At 68.2% G+C, this 18,312-nt stretch carries 19 protein-coding genes; 5 read left to right on the top strand and 14 right to left on the bottom strand.

From position 1 onward, the window contains the following. The first annotated feature begins 180 nt into the window (after positions 1-180). The 3 genes from mutS (at position 181) to katG (ending at position 5,959) form a co-directional block, all read left to right on the top strand. Complete coding sequence (gene mutS, locus IAE41_RS08250; protein WP_200732750.1) at positions 181-2,772, top strand: DNA mismatch repair protein MutS; 2,592 nt, start codon at positions 181-183, stop codon at positions 2,770-2,772. 149 nt (positions 2,773-2,921) lie between these two features. Further along, positions 2,922-3,572 (top strand): DUF937 domain-containing protein, encoded by a 651-nt coding sequence (locus tag IAE41_RS08245; RefSeq protein ID WP_200732749.1) that lies wholly within the window; start codon positions 2,922-2,924, stop codon positions 3,570-3,572. 146 nt (positions 3,573-3,718) lie between these two features. After that, positions 3,719-5,959, top strand: coding sequence for a catalase/peroxidase HPI (gene katG, locus IAE41_RS08240; RefSeq protein ID WP_200732748.1), 2,241 nt, complete (start codon positions 3,719-3,721; stop codon positions 5,957-5,959). A gap of 236 nt (positions 5,960-6,195) precedes the next feature. On the opposite strand, the gene IAE41_RS08235 is transcribed toward katG, so the two are convergent. The 3 genes from IAE41_RS08235 to IAE41_RS08225 form a co-directional block, all read right to left on the bottom strand. Beyond that, positions 6,196-7,389, bottom strand: a complete 1,194-nt coding sequence (locus IAE41_RS08235) for a cellulase family glycosylhydrolase (RefSeq protein WP_200732747.1) — start codon at positions 7,387-7,389, stop codon at positions 6,196-6,198. Between the two features lie 163 nt (positions 7,390-7,552). Then, on the bottom strand, positions 7,553-7,960 hold the full coding sequence (locus IAE41_RS08230; protein WP_108768217.1) for an RNA-binding S4 domain-containing protein: 408 nt from the start codon (positions 7,958-7,960) through the stop codon (positions 7,553-7,555). A gap of 9 nt (positions 7,961-7,969) precedes the next feature. Then, the gene (locus tag IAE41_RS08225) at positions 7,970-8,206 is read right to left on the bottom strand and encodes a hypothetical protein (RefSeq protein ID WP_200732746.1); all 237 of its coding nucleotides are present in this window, start codon (positions 8,204-8,206) and stop codon (positions 7,970-7,972) included. Positions 8,207-8,268: 62 nt separating this feature from the next. Here IAE41_RS08225 and IAE41_RS08220 point away from each other — a divergent pair, with 62 nt between their 5' ends. Further along, positions 8,269-9,723, top strand: coding sequence for an MATE family efflux transporter (locus IAE41_RS08220; protein WP_200732745.1), 1,455 nt, complete (start codon positions 8,269-8,271; stop codon positions 9,721-9,723). Between the two features lie 58 nt (positions 9,724-9,781). Here IAE41_RS08220 and IAE41_RS08215 read toward each other — a convergent pair whose 3' ends face one another. The 11 genes from IAE41_RS08215 to ffh form a co-directional block, all read right to left on the bottom strand. Further along, positions 9,782-10,174: a DUF1801 domain-containing protein gene (locus IAE41_RS08215; protein ID WP_234458381.1), complete on the bottom strand. Its 393-nt coding sequence runs from the start codon at positions 10,172-10,174 to the stop codon at positions 9,782-9,784. Between the two features lie 49 nt (positions 10,175-10,223). Beyond that, positions 10,224-10,655 (bottom strand): DUF1801 domain-containing protein, encoded by a 432-nt coding sequence (locus IAE41_RS08210; protein WP_200732743.1) that lies wholly within the window; start codon positions 10,653-10,655, stop codon positions 10,224-10,226. A 24-nt stretch (positions 10,656-10,679) separates the two neighbouring features. Next, entirely contained in the window at positions 10,680-11,060 is a 381-nt protein-coding gene (locus IAE41_RS08205) for a DUF6404 family protein (protein WP_200732742.1), read from the bottom strand. An 82-nt stretch (positions 11,061-11,142) separates the two neighbouring features. Continuing rightward, on the bottom strand, positions 11,143-11,544 hold the full coding sequence (gene rplS, locus IAE41_RS08200) for a 50S ribosomal protein L19 (protein ID WP_079221128.1): 402 nt from the start codon (positions 11,542-11,544) through the stop codon (positions 11,143-11,145). Positions 11,545-11,698: 154 nt separating this feature from the next. Next, positions 11,699-12,457, bottom strand: a complete 759-nt coding sequence (trmD, locus tag IAE41_RS08195) for a tRNA (guanosine(37)-N1)-methyltransferase TrmD (RefSeq protein WP_200732741.1) — start codon at positions 12,455-12,457, stop codon at positions 11,699-11,701. Between the two features lie 8 nt (positions 12,458-12,465). Then, entirely contained in the window at positions 12,466-12,978 is a 513-nt protein-coding gene (gene rimM, locus IAE41_RS08190) for a ribosome maturation factor RimM (RefSeq protein WP_200732740.1), read from the bottom strand. 44 nt (positions 12,979-13,022) lie between these two features. Further along, on the bottom strand, positions 13,023-13,283 hold the full coding sequence (gene rpsP / locus IAE41_RS08185; protein WP_004149033.1) for a 30S ribosomal protein S16: 261 nt from the start codon (positions 13,281-13,283) through the stop codon (positions 13,023-13,025). Positions 13,284-13,413: 130 nt separating this feature from the next. Further along, positions 13,414-14,196, bottom strand: a complete 783-nt coding sequence (locus tag IAE41_RS08180) for an aminotransferase class IV family protein (RefSeq protein WP_200732739.1) — start codon at positions 14,194-14,196, stop codon at positions 13,414-13,416. Further along, on the bottom strand, positions 14,193-15,269 hold the full coding sequence (locus IAE41_RS08175; protein WP_200732738.1) for a nitronate monooxygenase: 1,077 nt from the start codon (positions 15,267-15,269) through the stop codon (positions 14,193-14,195). The genes IAE41_RS08180 and IAE41_RS08175 overlap by 4 nt, the downstream gene beginning before the upstream one ends. Positions 15,270-15,387: 118 nt before the next feature. After that, positions 15,388-15,822: a hypothetical protein gene (locus IAE41_RS08170; RefSeq protein WP_152027057.1), complete on the bottom strand. Its 435-nt coding sequence runs from the start codon at positions 15,820-15,822 to the stop codon at positions 15,388-15,390. Positions 15,823-15,913: 91 nt separating this feature from the next. Continuing rightward, positions 15,914-17,290 carry a signal recognition particle protein gene (ffh, locus tag IAE41_RS08165; RefSeq protein WP_079221123.1) on the bottom strand — a complete coding sequence of 459 codons (1,377 nt, stop codon included), beginning with the start codon at positions 17,288-17,290 and terminating at the stop codon, positions 15,914-15,916. A 122-nt stretch (positions 17,291-17,412) separates the two neighbouring features. On the opposite strand from ffh, the gene ccsA reads away from it, so the two are divergent. Beyond that, positions 17,413-18,207 (top strand): cytochrome c biogenesis protein CcsA, encoded by a 795-nt coding sequence (gene ccsA / locus IAE41_RS08160; RefSeq protein WP_200732737.1) that lies wholly within the window; start codon positions 17,413-17,415, stop codon positions 18,205-18,207. Positions 18,208-18,312 lie beyond the last annotated feature (105 nt).

Genomic DNA, 18,312 nt, shown 5'->3' with positions numbered 1-18,312 from the left:
CTCCTGCCTGGACGTGACCACAGCCGTGGCGCCGGGCCAGTGAGCCGCAGGCTGTATGCGCGAGAGCACACCCCATGCGGGTGCCCCTTGCCCCACCCTACCCGTTACCATGGTCGCCCCAGTTCCTGCAGCTGCCTGCCGCCCTCCCGGCGCGCGCGCCTGCCCCGATTTCCGAGTCCCATGTCCAGAGACAAGTCCGCCGAACACACCCCGCTGATGAAGCAGTTCTTCGCAGCCAAGTCCGACTATCCGGACCTGCTGCTGTTCTTCCGCATGGGCGACTTCTACGAGCTGTTCTACGACGACGCCCGCAAGGCGGCGCGGCTGCTGGACATCACCCTGACCCAGCGCGGCAGCTCCGGCGGCGCGCCCATCCCGATGGCCGGCGTGCCGGTGCATGCCTACGAGGGCTACCTGGCCCGCCTGGTGGCGCTGGGCGAATCGGTGGCCATCTGTGAACAGATCGGCGACCCGGCCCTGGCCAAGGGCCTGGTCGAACGCAAGGTGGTGCGCATCGTCACCCCCGGCACGGTCACCGACGAGGCGCTGCTGGACGAGCGCCGCGACACCCTGCTGATGGCGCTGTCGCGCACGAAGCAGGGCTACGGCCTGGCCTGGGCCGACCTGGCCGGCGGTCGCTTCCTGGTCAATGAAGTGGAGACCGACGACGCGCTGGAAGCCGAACTGGCCCGCCTGGAGCCGGCCGAGCTGCTGGTGCCCGACGAAGAGAACTGGCCCGAATTCCTGCGCCAGCGCACCGGCGTGCGCCGCCGCGCGCCGTGGCTGTTCGATGCGGACAGCGGCCGCCGCCAGCTGCTGGCCTTCTTCAAGCTGCACGACCTGAGCGGTTTCGGCATCGACGACAAGCCGCGCGCCACGGCAGCCGCCGGCGCCCTGCTCGGCTATGTCGAAGAGACCCAGAAGCAGCGCCTGCCGCACCTGACCTCCATCGCGATGGAAACCGCCGGTGAAGCGATCGCGATGAATGCCGCGACCCGCCGCCATCTGGAACTGGATACGCGCGTGGACGGCGACACCCGCAACACGCTGCTGGGCGTGCTCGACAGCACGGTGACGCCGATGGGCGGCCGCCTGCTGCGCCGCTGGCTGCATCGCCCGCTGCGCCTGCGCGAGGTGCTGGTGCAGCGCCACCACGCGGTGGAAACGCTGATCGACCGTGGCAGCGACGCCGACATCCGCGAGCAGTTCCGTCGCCTGGGCGATCTGGAACGCATCCTCACCCGCGTGGCGCTGCGCTCGGCGCGCCCGCGCGATTTCTCCACCCTGCGCGATGGCCTGGGCCTGCTGCCGGCCGTGCGCGAAGTGCTGGCACCACTGGATTCGCCGCGCCTGCAGACCCTTCACGCCGCGCTGGGCGAGCACGACGAATGCGCGCACCTGCTGGCCAGCGCCATCGCCGAAATGCCGCCGCTGAAGCTGAGCGACGGCGGCGTGCTGGCCGATGGCTTCGATGCCGAACTGGATGAACTGCGCCGCCTGTCCACCCATGCCGACCAGTTCCTGGTCGACCTGGAACAGCGCGAACGCGAGAGCAGCGGCATCGCCACCCTCAAGGTGGGCTACAACCGCGTACACGGCTATTACATCGAAATCAGCAAGGGCCAGTCCGACCGCGCGCCGGTGCACTACACCCGCCGGCAGACGCTGACCAATGCCGAGCGCTACATCACCGAGGAACTGAAGGCCTTCGAGGACAAGGTGCTGTCCGCGCGCGACCGGTCGCTGTCGCGCGAGAAGTACCTGTACGAGCAGCTGCTGGACACCCTCGGCGGCCAGCTGGAACCGCTGAAGCAGTGCGCCGCCGCGCTGAGCGAACTGGACGTGCTGGCCGCCTTCGCCGAACGCGCGCAGGCGCTGGACTGGGCGCGCCCGGAACTGCAGGCCGAGCCCTGCCTGAAGATCGAACGCGGCCGCCACCCGGTGGTCGAAGCCGTGCGCGAACAGCCGTTCGAGCCGAATGATCTGGACCTGCATCCGGACCGTCGCATGCTGGTCATCACAGGCCCGAACATGGGCGGTAAATCGACCTACATGCGGCAGAACGCGCTGATCGTGCTGCTGGCCCACATCGGCAGCTTCGTGCCGGCCAGCCGCGCGCTGATCGGCCCGATCGACCGCATCCTCACCCGCATCGGCGCCGGCGATGACCTCGCCCGCGGGCAATCGACCTTCATGGTCGAGATGGCCGAGACCAGCTACATCCTGCACCACGCCACCGCGCATTCGCTGGTGCTGATGGACGAGATCGGCCGCGGCACGTCCACCTACGACGGCCTGGCCCTGGCCGATGCGGTGGCCCGCCACCTGGCCTACCAGAACCGCTGCTACACGCTGTTCGCCACCCACTACTTCGAACTGACCGCGCTGGCCGACGAACAGCACGAAGGTGGCCGCAGCGGCATCGCCAACGTGCATCTGGATGCGGTCGAGCACGGCGAAGCACTGGTGTTCATGCACGCGGTGAAGGATGGCCCGGCCAACCGCAGCTTCGGCCTGCAGGTGGCCGCGCTGGCCGGCCTGCCGCGGGCGACCGTGGCGCAGGCCCGCCGTCGCCTGGCCGAGCTGGAACAGCGCGGTGGCGAGAGCCATGCCGCCGAGGTTTCGCCGCAGGCGCTGGATGCACCGCAGCAGTTCGGCCTGTTCAGCGCACCGGCCAGCAAGGCGCAGGAAGCGCTGGCCGCGATCGACCCGGATGAGCTGACCCCGAAGCAGGCGCTGGAAGCCCTGTACCGGTTGAAGACGTTGTTGTAAGCGGCAGGGCTGAGCCGAGCGTTGGCTCGGCTCTACAACGGCCCCGTCCCGCCCTCCCTGTAAAGCCGCCGGGCATGGCCCGGCGCTACCCCTGTAGAGCCGAGCCCACGCTCGGCTGCCCTTCGCATTTCCGTCGTGTACCCGGCGTTATGCTCGGGCGGTCCTTCCTTCACAGAACGGAGACCGCCGTGAACACCGAATCCCTCGCCGCTTCCCTCTTCCAGCAGCTGCAGCAGGGGCAAGGCCTGCAGCAGGTGTCCCAGCAGCTCGGCCTGGACAGCAGCCAGACCACCCAGGCGGTGGGCAGCGCGCTGCCGCTGCTGCTGGGCGCGATGGGCCAGAATGCCAGCGAGCCACAGGGCGCGCAGTCCCTGCTCAATGCACTGCAGCGCGATCATCTTGGCGGCGGCAGCGGCGGCGGTTTCGACCTCGGCGGCATCCTCGGCGCGGTGATGGGCGGTGGTGGCAGCGGTGCCACCGACGGCGCTGGCATCCTCGGCCATGTATTCGGCGGCCAGCAACCGCAGGCGGCCGAGCTGCTCGGCCAGAAGACCGGCCTGGACAGCGGCACCACCGGCAAGCTGCTGGCCATTCTCGCCCCCATCGTCATGTCGTTCCTGGCCCAGCGCTTTGCCCAGCAGGGCAATGCCGGCGAACTCAGCTCGGCCCTCGGCCAGGAAGCCCAGCATGCTGGCGGCGGCCTCGGCAGCCTGCTGGGGGGCGCACTCGACCAGGACGGCGATGGCCAGTTCGGTGCCAGCGATCTGCTCAAGCTCGGTGCGGGCCTGCTCAAGCGCTGATCGCGCACAACGGTCCAAGCCCTGCCCTTGATAGGCCGCCACTATCGCATTGGTTGAATCAATCGAATTTACCCATCAGTAGGCGCCACCTATGGTGGTCAGGCCTCCCCCGATTCCACCTTTCGCCAGTCCACAGGTAGACACCCATGAAAAGCGAAGCCAAGTGCCCGTTCAACCACGCCGTCGTCGGTGACGCGACGACCAACCGCGACTGGTGGCCGAACCAGCTGCGCGTGGACCTGCTCAACCAGCACTCCAGCCGCTCCAATCCGCTTGATGCGGGCTTCGATTACGCCACTGCCTTCAAGGGCCTGGACTACGCCGCGCTGAAGGCCGACCTGAAGGCGCTGATGACCGATTCGCAGGACTGGTGGCCGGCCGACTTCGGCCATTACGGCGGCCTGTTCATCCGCATGGCCTGGCACAGCGCCGGCACCTACCGCATCGGCGATGGCCGTGGCGGCGGTGGCCGCGGCCAGCAGCGCTTCGCCCCGCTCAACAGCTGGCCGGACAACGTCAGCCTGGACAAGGCGCGCCGCCTGCTGTGGCCGATCAAGCAGAAGTACGGCCAGGCCATCTCCTGGTCCGACCTGCTGATCCTGACCGGCAACGTCGCCCTCGAATCGATGGGCTTCAAGACGCTCGGCTTCGCCGGTGGCCGCCCTGATACCTGGGAACCGGACCAGGACGTGTACTGGGGCCGCGAAACCACCTGGCTGGGCGGCGATGTGCGCTACGCGCACGGCTCCGAAGGCGTGCAGGAAGACCACGGCGTGCTGGTGTCCGATGACGATGCCGATGGCGACGTGCATTCGCGCAAGCTGGAAAACCCGCTGGCCGCCGTGCAGATGGGCCTGATCTACGTGAACCCGGAAGGCCCGGACGGCAACCCCGACCCGGTGCTGGCCGCGCATGACATCCGCGACACCTTCGCCCGCATGGCCATGGACGACGAGGAAACCGTCGCCCTGATCGCCGGCGGCCACAGCTTCGGCAAGACCCACGGCGCCGGCCCGGCCGACAACGTCGGCAAGGAACCGGAAGCGGCCGGCCTGGAAAACCAGGGCCTGGGCTGGGCCAGCAGCTTCGGCAGCGGCAAGGGCGGCGACACCATCACCAGCGGCCTGGAAGTGACCTGGACGCGCACCCCGGCGCAGTGGAGCCACGACTTCTTCGAGCTGCTGTTCGGCCACGAATGGGAACTGACCAAGAGCCCGGCCGGCGCCCACCAGTGGGTGGCCAAGAACGCCGATGCAGTCATTCCCGACGCGCACGATCCGTCGAAGAAGCACCGCCCGACCATGCTGACCACCGACCTGTCGCTGCGCATGGACCCGGCCTACGAAAAGGTCTCGCGCAGGTTCCTCGATGATCCGCAGGCCTTCGCCGATGCCTTCGCCCGCGCCTGGTTCAAGCTGACCCACCGCGACATGGGCCCGCGTGCGCGCTACCTGGGCCCGGAAATTCCGGCCGAGGAATTCATCTGGCAGGATCCGGTGCCGGAAGCCAAGCACCCGCTGATCGACGCCAAGGACATCGCCGCGCTGAAGCAGAAGATCGCCGCAACCGGCCTCAGCGTCGCCGAGCTGGTGTCCACCGCGTGGGCGTCGGCCTCGACCTTCCGCGGCTCGGACAAGCGCGGTGGCGCCAATGGTGCGCGCATCCGCCTGGCCCCGCAGAAGGACTGGGCGGTGAACCAGCCGCAGCAGCTGGCCAAGGTGCTGGCCGCGCTGGAAAAGGTGCAGGCCGAGTTCAATGGCGGCGGCAGCAAGCAGGTGTCGCTGGCCGATCTCATCGTGCTGGCCGGTGGCGTAGGTGTCGAACAGGCCGCCAAGGCCGGTGGCCATGAGGTGAGCGTGCCGTTCACCCCGGGCCGCACCGATGCCAGCCAGGAACAGACCGACGTCGAATCGTTCGCGGTACTGGAACCGGCGGCGGATGGTTTCCGCAACTACCTCAAGGGCGCTTACAGCGTGCCGGGCGAAGCGCTGCTGATCGACAAGGCACAGCTGCTGACCCTGACCGCGCCGGAGATGACCGCCCTGGTCGGCGGCCTGCGCGTACTCGGTGCCAATGCCGATGGCGGCAAGCACGGCGTGTTCACTGCACGCCCGGGCACGTTGAGCAACGACTTTTTTGTCAACCTGCTGGACATGGGCACGCAGTGGAAGGCCACCGGCCGCGAGAGCTATGAAGGCCGCGCCCGCGGCGAAGGCAGCGCACGCTGGACCGGCACCCGCGCCGACCTGGTGTTCGGCTCCAACGCCGTGCTGCGCGCACTGGCCGAGGTCTATGCCAGCGCCGATGGCGAGAAGAAGTTCGTGCAGGATTTCATCGCCGCCTGGACGCGGGTGATGGAACTGGACCGCTACGACCTGCACGGTTGAGGTGATCCGGGTGGTCGCCGGGCATGGCCCGGCGCTACCCGAATGCTGTGGTGGGTGCGAACCCCCGCTCTGGTGGGTGCGAACCGTTGGTTCGCACGCTCTCCTGCTCTGGTGGGTGCGAACCGTTGGTTCGCACGCTCTCCTGCTCTGGTGGGTGCGAACCGTTGGTTCGCATGCTCTCCTGCTCTGGTGGGTGCGAACCGTTGGTTCGCACGCTCTCCGCAGCCGCAGGGGTTTCAACGCGCCCCGTCTTTCAGCCGCTGCAGGATCGGCGCAAACAACGGCGCCTGCAGCGACCGCGGTGGCTGCACCGCCTTGCCCTTCTCCAACGCCTGCCAGTACGCCCCCGGCAGCGCCTTGTCGCCCAGCTCGTAATCCATCCCATCCCAGCCATCCTCACGGAAGGCATAGAACGCCCAATGCACCTGCTGCTGCTCGGCCACCGCCAGCACATCACGCAGGTACGCACCGCAATCCGGCCAGCGGCGCATGCAGCCGAACTCACCGATCACCATCCGGTTGGCACCGATGCCATGGGTCTTCGCCCAGTCCATCGGCTGCTGCAGGTAACTGCGCACGCGCGACGCGTCCCAGCGCTGCTTTCCCGCGCCGAACGGCACCACGGCCGGGTAGCGGTACGGCGTGGTGCGCTTCTGGTTGGGCGCACTGGTGGCCGCATAGGGCTCGTACATGTGCACGCTGTACAGCAGCTTCGTATCGTCCAGCGGCCCCGGCCAGTAATCAAAGGCATCGGCCGCCGCATACCAACCGGCATCGAGCATCAGCGGCATGTCCGCATCCACCGCACGCACGCTGGCGATCAGCCCGCGGTACAGCACGCGCAGATCGCGCGGGCCGCCCTCCTCACCGGCATACCACTGCTTCATCGCCTCGCGCGGGGCGTGTTCGGCCAGCGCAGTGCCGTATTCCGGCGCCGGCTCGTTGATGAGGTTGTAGGCGGCCAGCGCAGGGTGGCCCTTCAACGCGGTGGCCAGGTCGCGCCAGAAGCGCTGCGCAGGCAGGTGGTTGTCCATCGACTGCCACAACCGCTGGTCGACCACGTCATTGTTCTTCTGCTTCCAGCGCAGCACGGGCAGCGACAGCGGCACCAGCACCACCTTCAGGCCCGAGGCATTGGCGTCATCCAGCGCACGGCGCAGGGTGGCCACGTCGGCCTGCACCAGCCCTTGGTAGTGGTCGGCATCGCCCATCAGGAAGTCGCGGCCGCCGGCACTTTTCCACTTGTCCGGGCTCAACCGCACCCAGGTCGCCCCGGTGTCCCGCAGTGCCTGGAAATAGGCACGGTCGGGCGGGTTTTCGTTGAAGCTGTTGCCGCCGCGCTGCGGCGTATCCCAGAAGGTGATGTCGGCGGCGAACGCCGGAGCGGCGGTGGCGAGGGCCAGGCACAGCAGGGTGCGGCGGAGGAACATGCGGGTCTTCCATGAAGAGGAAGATCCAACGTGCGGGGCACAAACCCAACGCTGGCTGAGTGCGCGCGTGTTCGCCGGGCATGGCCTGGCGCTACCGACGCGCCCTGGTGGGTGCTAACCGCCCGCTCTGGTGGGTGCGAACCGTTGGTTCGCACGCTCTCGGTCAAAGCGCGTCCAGATCGCCCAGTGCGCGGATCAACCGCCGCGCGCGCTTGTCCGGCTTGTGCTCCGGCGGCTGGAAACCATCGCGTGCGGCGATGCGCAGCGCGCGCTGTTCGGCACGGCGCGCCTTGGACGCCTCGCTTTCGGCATACAGCTGCTGCGCCACCGGCGCCGGTCCGCGCTGGTCGCTGATGCCCAGCACCTGCAGCTCGAAATGCTCTTCGCCGCGGTCCACCTGCAGCTGCTCGCCCACGCGCACCGCGCGCGAGGATTTCGGGCGCTGCCCGGCCACGGCCACCTTGCCGGTTTCAATGGCCTGCTTGGCCAGGCTGCGGGTCTTGTAGAAACGGGCCGCCCACAACCAGATATCCAGGCGGACACTGGGCGACAGCGGGGAAAGCTCGGACATCGGCAGGTACTACTCCGTGCGCTTGTTCAGGGGTCGCGGGTTGGCGGGGTCGCTGCGGCAGCCAGTGCCCCCCATCAACGTCGGCGTGCCCGCCAGGTCCTGGCGCTGGTTGCCGACCAGGCACTCAGCGCGGTCGGCGGGCCGCACCTGGGCATCACCCAGCCGGTCACCCGTCGAACATGCGGCCAGCGTGGCCACGATCAAGGCCCCCACGCAGTACCGCGCCAGCTGTCGTCGTTGATGCATTGCCACACCCCGCAAACCGCCTTGATGCTAGTGTGCGCCTCCCGGGAATCGATCACCAGCCCATGGCCAAAGCGCCGCTCGACCTGACCTCCGGCCCCATCGGCCGCAACCTGCTGCTGTTCGCGCTGCCGATCCTGGCAGGCAACATCGCCCAGTCGCTGAACGGTTCGGTGAATGCGGTGTGGGTGGGGCGCTTCCTCGGCGAGGCAGCGCTGACCGCCACGGCCAACGCCAACAACATCATGTTCTTCCTGATCGGCTCGGTGTTCGGTTTCGGCATGGCCTCGACCATCCTGATCGGCCAGGCCATCGGCGCACGCGACATCGCCCAGGCCCGCCGCGTGGTCGGCACCAGTGCCACCTTCTTCATCGGCCTGTCGGTGATCATCGCCATCGCGGGCTGGTTCCTGGCCCACCCGCTGCTGGCCGCGATGGGCACGCCGGCCGCCTCGCTGCCGCTGGCCGAGGCCTACCTGCGCATCATCTTCCTGGCCATGCCGACGCTGTACGCGTTCGCCTTCCTCAGCGCCGCCCTGCGCGGTGCCGGTGATTCGCGCACGCCGTTCCGCTTCCTGCTGGTGTCGGTGCTGCTGGATATCGCGCTGAACCCGGTACTGATCTTCGGCCTCGGCCCGTTCCCGGCACTGGGCATTGCCGGCTCGGCCTGGGCGACGCTGGTGTCGCAGACGCTGTCGCTGACCGGCCTGCTGCTGTACATGCGGCACAAGCGGCACACGCTGTGGCTGGGGCGTGCCGACACGCACCTGTTCAAGCTCGACCTGACCATCCTGCGCGCGCTGGTGGTCAAGGGCGTGCCGATGGGCCTGCAGATGGTGCTCATCTCGCTGTCGGTCATCCTGCTGATGACCATGGTCAACCAGTACGGCACGGCCACCGGCGCTGCCTATGGTGCGTCGCTGCAGTTGTGGAACTACGTGCAGATGCCGGCGATGGCCATCGGTGCGGCGTGTTCGTCGATGGCGGCACAGAACGTCGGCGCGCAGCGCTGGGATCGTGTCCGCGGTACCGCGCGCCAGGGCATCCTGTTCAACTTCCTGCTGACCGGTGCACTGATCCTGCCGCTGGTGCTGCTGGACCAGTATTCGCTGGCGCTGTTCCTGCCGCAGGGCAGCGAATCGCTGCAGATCGCCCGCCACCTCAACCACATCGTGATCGGTTCGTTCCTGTTCTTCGGCGTCAGCTTCGTCATTTCCGGCGTGGTGCGCTCCACCGGTGCGGTCATTCCGCCGCTGCTGATCCTGGCCGCCTCGCTGTGGGGCGTGCGCGTGCCCTTCGCCGAGTTCCTGCAGCCGTACTGGGGCGCTGATGCGATCTGGTGGAGCTTCCCGGCCGGCTCGCTGGTGTCGATGCTGCTGTCGCTGGCGTATTACCGCTGGGGTGGCTGGCGCAAGGCGAAGATGATCACCGCGCCACCGGCAGAACACGTGGCCACGCCATCGGAAATCCCGGCCTGCCCGCCGTCTCCGGTGGCGGATCCGGATGCCGTGGCCCGGTAGCGGGGGGGGCCCCCCCCCCGCCCCCCCCCGGGGCCCCCCCCCCCCCCCCCCCCCCCCACTACCGTTTCTTCTTGCCTGCGTTGTGCTTGGCGGCCGCGCGCATCAGGGCCTTGAACGCTGTCGCATCGGGCATCGCGCCTTCATGGATGTCGATCGCGCGCCGGGTATTGCCTTCCAGGCTGGCGTTGAACAGCTGCTTCGGATCCGGCAGGGCCGCGCCGTTGGCGAACGTCAGTTTCACCGCCTGCTTGTAGCTCTCGCCGGTGCAGAGGATGCCGTTGTGTTCCCACACCGGCGTACCCCGCCACTTCCAGGTCTCCTCCACGTCAGGCAGCGCTTTGTGGATCAGCGCGCGCACGCGGGCCAGCGCCTGGCCGCGCCAGTCGCCGAGTTCGGCGATGCGGGCATCGATCAGTTCAGGGGCCGGGCGCGTTTCTTCGAGGGTTTCCAAGGCTTTTCTGGGCATGTCAGCGCTCACGCGGATCAGCGGGAAAGGAAAACTAGAAGCGTACGCCCGGCAGCTCACGGACCTGCTGCAGCCAGTCCCGCAGTTGTGCCCGGTCCAGCACGCTGTCTTCGTACAGGTGCAGGTAACGGGTGGCGGCCTGCCGCGAGGGCTCGGGCGGCTCGGGCTTCAGCAGCGTGCCATGGAACAGCGCCACCTTGATGTAGCGGGTGCAGCAATGGAAGCTGAGGAACCAGCCCTGCCCTTCGGCGACGCCGTACATGGGCGAATTCCAGCGCACCGCCTTGTGCACGCCGGGCATGGCCTCGGTAATCAGCGCATCCAGCTGCTCGCCGAAAGCGCGTTTCCAGCCGGGCATGGCGGCGATGTAGGCCTGGACCGGAGCATCGCCCTCCCCCTTCGCGATCTGCGGGTTGCCACCGGACAGCAGCTTCGGCGCAGCGGCGGCAGCTTGCTTGGCGGGCATCGCGCGGCGCTCCGTGGTCCGGGGTCAGCGGGTTGGCGCAGCCGGCAGGTCGCGCCACAACGGCAGACCGCGGCGCAGGCGCATGACGCGCATCACGACGGCCATCAGCAGGCCGAAAAGCACGCCGGCCAGCAGCGCGCTGAACACCGCGCCCCCTGCCGGCATGTGGGTGTTGCGCCAGACCAGCAACCACATCAACACGCCCCAGCCCACGGTGAACCAGGTACCCATCAGCAGTGCGTTGGATGCCACGCTGGCCAGGATCGGCGGTGGCGCGTTGAAACCCATGCGCCACAACAGGCGATGCAGCGGCGGAGCCGAGTGCCGGCGATGCACGCCCGCAAGGTCGAGATGGCGCAGGGCAGCCTGCACCTTGGGCGGGTAACGCTGTTCGGCTGTGCTCATGCCGCGACCATAGCGCCGGCGGATGCACAAACGCAAACGGCCGCCCGAAGGCGGCCGTCGCGGCAACAACCGAAGTTGTTTATCAGGCCTTTTCGGCCAGACGTGCAGCCTTGGCGGCAGCAGCAGCAGCCAGGTCTTCCTTGATGCGGGCAGCCTTGCCTTCCAGGCCACGCAGGTAGTACAGCTTGCCGGCGCGGACCTTACCACGACGCTTCACTTCGACCGAGTCGATGATGGCGCTGTGGGTCTGGAAGACGCGCTCGACGCCGTAGCCGTGCGAAATCTTGCGGACGGTGAACGAGGAGTTCAGGCCGCCGTTCTTGGTCGCGATGACAACGCCTTCATAGGCCTGCACGCGCTCGCGGGTACCTTCCTTCACCTTCACGTTGACGACAACTGTGTCGCCCTGGCTGAACTTCGGCAGTTCGCGGGTGATCTGGGCGGATTCGAATTCCGCGACGATGGACTTGTTCAGCTTGCTCATGGGTTACACCGATTCTTGTTCGGGTGGGCGTGTCGTGTCGACAACGTAGGCTCATGCAGTCACGGAACTGTGCTGCACGTTTGTTGTGGGTACTGCGCGCGCCAGCCGGGGCTGGCGGGAATTGGCCATGATAGCCGATAAAGCCAGCCCTGCGCTAGGGGTTGGCCTTCTGTTTCAGGGCCTGGCGGCCCTGGTCCAGCAATTTGCGGTCGGCCTTACCCAGCGCCTGTTCATCCAGCAGGTCCGGGCGCCGCTCGGCGGTCCGCAGCAGCGACTGCTGGCGGCGCCAGGCGGCGATGGCCGCGTGGTTGCCCGAGCGCAGCACGTCCGGCACGTCACCCAGCGGGTGCTGGGCCGGCTGGCTGTAATGCGGGCAGTCGAGCAGGCCCAGTTCGCCTTCGAAGCTGTCCTGGGCCGCCGATTCGGCGTCGTTCAGGGCACCTTCCTGCAGGCGGGCCACGGCATCGATGATGACCGCCGCACCCAGTTCACCACCGGACAGCACGTAATCGCCGAGGGAAATCTCCTCGTCGACGTTGGCTTCCAGGAAGCGCTCGTCGATGCCTTCGTACCGGCCGCAGAGCAGGACCATGCGCGGCAGTGCCGCCAGCTCCCGCACCTTGGCCTGGGTCAGCGGCGCGCCCTGCGGGCTGAGGTAGATCACCCGCGCCGGGGTCGGGTCGGCGTCGCGGATCGCCTGCAGGCAGGCCTGCAAAGGCTCGATCAGCATCACCATGCCCGGGCCACCGCCGAACGGACGATCGTCCACCCGGCGGTAGTTGCCTTCGGCGTAATCACGGGGGTTCCAGCCATGCAGGCTGAAAAGACCCTTCTCCTGCGCGCGCCCGACCACGCCCAGCCCAGCGGACTGGGCGAGGAACTCGGGGAACAGGGTGATGACGTCGAACCGCATGCTCACACTCAGAACTCGGGATCCCAATCGACCACGACCAGGTTGGCCTCGAAGTCGACCGACTTGACGAAGTCCGGCTGCACGAACGGGATCATCCGCTCGCGATCGCCGCGGACCACGACCACATCATTGGCGCCGGTGCTGAACAGGTGCGAGACCTGGCCCAGGGCAACGCCCTCGGTGGTCTTCACATCCAGGCCTTCCAGGTCGACCCAGTAATACTCGTCGGGCTTCGGCGGCGGCAGCGCACTGCGGGCCACGTAGACCTCGGTGCCGTGCATGGCTTCGACGGCATCGCGGTCCTCGACGCCGGGGAACCGAGCGACCAGGTGCTTGCCGCTGTCACGGCCCCGAGCGCCTTCAAGCGTCGATTCCTGCCCGTTGGGGCTGCGCAGGATCCACGGCTGGTAACGGAAAATGGCGGAACGAGGCTCGGTCCAGGACTCGAGCTTGATTTCGCCGCGCACACCAAAAGCGCCGACAACCCTGCCCAGCAGGATGCGGCGCTCGATATCTTTCATCTTCGTCAACCGAGAGGGCCACGCCGAAGCGTGGCCCTTCAGACTCAGGCCGCAGCGGCCTGGGACTTGGCCGCTTCCTTGATCAGGTTGCGGACCTTTTCGGTCGGCTGGGCGCCGTTCTTGACCCAATGGTCAACGCGGGCCAGGTCCAGCTCGATGCGCTTCTCGCCGCCCTGGGCGACCGGGTTGTAGAAACCAACGCGCTCGATGTTGCGGCCGTCGCGCGCGCTGCGCACGTCGGTCACGATGATGTGGTAGAACGGACGCTTCTTGGCGCCGCCGCGGGTCAGTCGAATCTTGACCATGTTGTTTTTCCTATTGCCCAGTCGCCAGGATGGCGAGGTAAGCGGGTGATTATAGCGCCAGAGCGCGGCCGAGCCAACCCCAAGGGTGGCCTGCCTTCACGGTGGCGCCGGGCCATGCCCGGCGGGCCTTTCAGCCCATACCGTCCCACGGCACCGCCGCCAGCACCGCCCTGCCCTGTTCAGCCAGCGCCTGCGACCCCGGCAGAACCTGCCCGTCGATGGCGTCCAGCGCCCACAGGCCACTGGCATTGCAGGCAAAGGCCGCCTTCACACCGGCCAGTTCGGCCAGCCGCAGCGGCTGCGTGGCCTGGGCACCCGGCCAGTGCCGCTGCAGCAGCGCCTCGGCCGTTCCGCGCAGGGCCGGGGCCTGCGGCCAGAGCAGGCGTTCACCATCGTGCAGCGCCAGGTTCCAGGTGCTGCCCTCGCTGATCGCACCAGTGGCCGACACGAACAGCACATCGTCGAAGCCCGCGGCCATCGCCGTACGACGCTCGGCAAACAGGCCGAAGGTACCCACATGCTTGATCTGCGGCAGTTCGCGCTGCCACGCCACGCTGCGCACGCGCTTCGGTGCGACCAGCGCCACCGGCACGGACACCGCCACCAGTACATCCACCGGCACGGCCGCCAGCGGATTGCGGAAATCGAAGTGGCGCGAATACACCGTCACCCGCAGCGAAGCATCGCCCTGCCCTGCCTGCTGCAGCGCCTGCGCCATCCACGCCTGCACCTGCACGACATCCAGCGCACTGCCGAACAGTTCGCGCGTGGCCTGCGACAGCCGCGCCAGATGCAGCGCCAGCCCCTGCACGGCGTGGCCGCGCACCTGCATCGAGGTGAAGTGGCCGTAGTTGACCAGGGCCGGCAGCAGATCCTCCACCTGCGCCGGCCGGCCATTGCAGAACACCGTCATCGCAGCAGGGCCTGCGCCTGTTGCCACATGCCGCGCAGCACATCGGCCGCCGGTTGCGCCGGTGCCATCCATGCCGACTGCCCTGCCCAGGCCTGCATCGCGGCCAGGCGGTTTTCCTGCGCCGCCTGCTTGCGCATCGGCGCGGTCAGGCCGCGCTGCACCGGATACGGGCGCGGCGCCGGAGCGCCCTCTGCCGCAGCGGCGCGCACATACGGCGTGGCCAGGCCACGACCGAGGCGGCCACTGAAGGCGCGGGTCGGCCAGATGTATTCGGGTTCGCTCGCGGCCAGCCCGTCCGCCCACGCCGAAGCGATCGCCGCTTCCGGTGTACGCAGGAAGGCGGTGCCGATCTGCACTGCGCTGGCGCCGAGGGTCAGTGCGGCCGCGATGCCGCGCCCATCGGCAATGCCACCGGCGGCAATCACCGGTATCTGCAGGTGGTCGGCCAGGCGGGGCAGCAGCGCGAACAGGCCCACCAGCTGGCGCTCGGCCAGGCTGGGATCGAACGCGCCACGATGGCCACCGGCTTCGGCGCCCTGCGCCACCACCGCGTCGGCACCGGCGTCCTGCGCGGCGCGCGCTTCGGCCAGCGTGGTCGCGCAGGCGATCCAGGCAATGCCGGCGTCCTTCAACTGCTGCACGTGGCGCGGCGACAGCACACCCATGATGGTCGAGGCCACGGCCGGGCGCGCAGCGAGCAGCGCCGCGAACTGTTCGTCGAAATCGGCCGGAGTGGCGTCGGCGGCACTGGCAGGCACCTCCGGCCCCCACTGCGCGAGGAAGGCACGGCTGGCCGCTTCGGCAGTGACGTCACGGGCGGGCGATGGATCCGGCAGCCACAGGTTCACCTGTGCCGGGCCTGCGGACGCGGCACGGAAATCGTCCATCCAGCGGCCGATATCGGCGGCCGGTGACAGCACCGCACCCATCGCGCCCATGCTGCCGGCATTGGCCAGCGCGGCCGACAGCGGCACCGGACAGGCACCGGCCATCGGCGCCAGCAGGATCGGTACGGAAACGCCGAAGCGCTGGCAGAACGCCTCGGCGCGGGAAATAACAGCAGACATCTGCATGGGGCCTATCGTTTCGGACAGGCCCCCATGGTGCGCGCATCGGAGGGGTAGAGTCGAGCTTGCTCGACTGTCGTGCGCCTGCCGCAGTCGAGCAAGCTCGACGCTACGGGTGCGCGGCTCAGCGTGCCGACACCGCGTAGGTGCGGACCAGCTGGCTGTCCATTTCCTCGTTGAACTGGAAGGTCACATAGCGCGCGTCGTCGGCCGCGAATTCCTCTTCGGCACTGGCACGACCGATCTCGGCACCCTCGCCGTCCAGCGCGCGTGCCACCAGCTTGCCCTTGAATGCCTTGTCAGCCACGACGTACACCGCCGCTTCCTTGGAGCCCATGCCACGGCTCTTCCCCAGGGTGACCGTGAGCCCGTGCGCGGCCAGGCCCGGATCGACCTGCAGCGTCACGTTCATCTTCTTGTCCACGCCTTCGCCCAGACCGGCCACGAAATCGGCGGCGGTGCCACTGATGGCGCTGCCGGCCTTCTGCGACATCGAGGTGTCGTCCTTGCAGGCAACCAGCGCCAAGGCCAGCGCCATCACCATGATCGACTTGTTCATCAGCATTCCCTTGTCAGATGCAGCGCGTAGTCAAGCAATACAGCCAGGGCCACGCAAGTGCCGATGCCGGCACCCGCGCCGCCCTCCGGCATCAACGGAACGGCAGGCCGCGGCCGCCCATGGCCCCCATCATGCCCTTCATGCTGCGCATCATGCCCTTCATGCCACCGCCGGCCATCTTGCTCATCATCTTTTCCATCTGCATGTACTGCTTCATGAGCTTGTTGACGTCGGCCGGGGTCACGCCCGAGCCCTTGGCGATGCGCGCGCGGCGCGAACCGTTGAGCAGGTTCGGGTTGCGTCGTTCCTTCTTGGTCATCGAGCTGATGATGGCGATCATGCGCGGCACTTCCTTGCCCTGGCTGACCTGCTGCTTCAGGTGCTCGGGGATGTTGCCCAGGCCCGGCAGCTTGTCCATCAGGCCGCCGATGCCGCCCATGTTCTGCATCTGCTCGAGCTGGTCGCGCATGTCGTTCAGGTCGAACTTCTTGCCCTTGGCCACCTTCTCGGCCAGCTTGGCGGCCTTGTCCTTGTCGACCTGCTGCTCGACCTGCTCGACCAGCGACAGCACGTCGCCCATGTCCAGGATGCGGCTGGCGATACGGTCCGGGTGGAACACGTCCAGGCCTTCCGGCTTTTCGCTGACACCGACGAACTTGATCGGCTTGCCGGTGATGTAGCGCACGCTCAGCGCGGCACCGCCACGGGCGTCACCGTCGGTCTTGGTCAGCACCACGCCGGTCAGCGGCAGCGCATCGCCGAAGGCCTTGGCGGTGTTGGCCGCGTCCTGGCCGGTCATGGCGTCGACCACGAACAGGGTTTCAGCCGGGTTGACCGCTGCGTGCAGGGCCTTGATCTCGGCCATCATCGCTTCGTCGATGGCCAGGCGGCCGGCGGTATCGACCAGCAGCACATCGACGAACGACCTGCGTGCATCGTCGATGGCCGCGCGCACGATGGCTTCCGGCTTCTGGTCGGCGCTGGACGGGAAGAACAGCACGCCGACCTGCTCGGCCAGGGTCTTCAGCTGCTCGATCGCGGCCGGACGGTAGACGTCGGCCGAGACCACCATCACCTTCTTCTTGCGCTTTTCCTTCAGGTGCTTGGCCAGCTTGCCCACCGTGGTGGTCTTGCCGGCGCCCTGCAGGCCTGCCATCAGGATGATGGCCGGGGCGGGAACATTGAGGTTCAGGTCGCTGGCTTCGGCGCCCATCACCGCTGTCAGCTCGTCGCGCACGACCTTGATGAGGGCCTGGCCCGGGGTCAGCGACTTCAGCACTTCCTGGCCGACCGCACGCACCTTGATGCGCTCGATCAGGGCCTGCACCACCGGCAGTGCGACGTCGGCCTCAAGCAGCGCGATGCGTACTTCGCGGGTCGCCTCGCGGATGTTCTCCTCGGTCAGGCGGCCACGGCCACGCAGGCGCTCGATGGTGCCGGAAAGGCGCTGGGTCAGGGACTCGAACATGCGGCGCAACCTGTCTGAAAGCGGGGGACAATAAGGCAGACAGTATAGCGGGTCCGCCCACCCTGCCGGGCTGCGACCACGGGGCCGTCGCCAGCATCCCGGGGGTATGCGAAACTGCAACGATGTTAATCGTTCTCATCGCCGCCCTGCTCTATCTGGCCGCCAGCGCCCTGCTGGTGCGTGCGCTTGGCCGCGATGATGCCGTCGGCTCGCCCGTCTGGCTGCGGCCCGCACTGCCGGCCATGCTGCTGCACGGCGGTTACCACGTGCTGGTGGCGATGCGCACGAGCGGCGGCCCGGACATGCATTTCTTCGCCGCACTGTCGCTGGTCGGCCTGGGCATGGCCTGGCTGACCTCGCTGGTGGGCGCGCGCGGGCGCATGTCGGCGCTGGGCGTGGTGGTGTTCCCGCTGGCGGCGCTGCTGCTGGCGGTCTACCACGGCTATGGCCACGAACCGAGCAAGCTGCTGGGCTGGCGCCTGGCCAGCCACGCCTGGCTGGCCCTGCTGGCCTACGCCACGCTGAGCATCGCCGCCCTGCTGGCGATCATGCTGTGGCTGCAGGAACGTGCGCTGCGCCGCCGTGAATTCCGCCCGTGGCTGCGTGCGCTGCCGCCGCTGGCCGACCTGGAAGCACTGCTGTTCCGGGTCATCACCGTGGGCTTCGCCCTGCTCACCCTCACCCTGGTCACCGGCGTGCTGTTCGTCGATGACCTGCTGGCGCAGAAGCTGGTGCACAAGACCGTGCTCAGCGTGCTGTCGTGGATCGTGTTCGGCGTGCTGCTGATCGGCCGCCGCCGCTACGGCTGGCGCGGGGTGAAGGCGGTGCACTGGACGCTGTCGGCGATGCTGTTGCTGCTGCTGGCGTTCTTCGGCAGCCAGTTCGTGATTGAACTGGTGTTCGGGCATACGCGGTAAAGGCGTGGCGCCCCCCCGGGGGGCCCCCCCCGAGTGGGGGGGGGGGGGGGGGGGGGCGCCCCCGCCCCCCCCCCCCCCCCCCCCCCCCCCCCCCCCCCCCGCGTG

The organism is Stenotrophomonas sp. S39 (assembly GCF_016624665.1).
Lineage (GTDB): Bacteria > Pseudomonadota > Gammaproteobacteria > Xanthomonadales > Xanthomonadaceae > Stenotrophomonas.
This window is presented reverse-complemented; position numbering and strand designations above follow the sequence as displayed.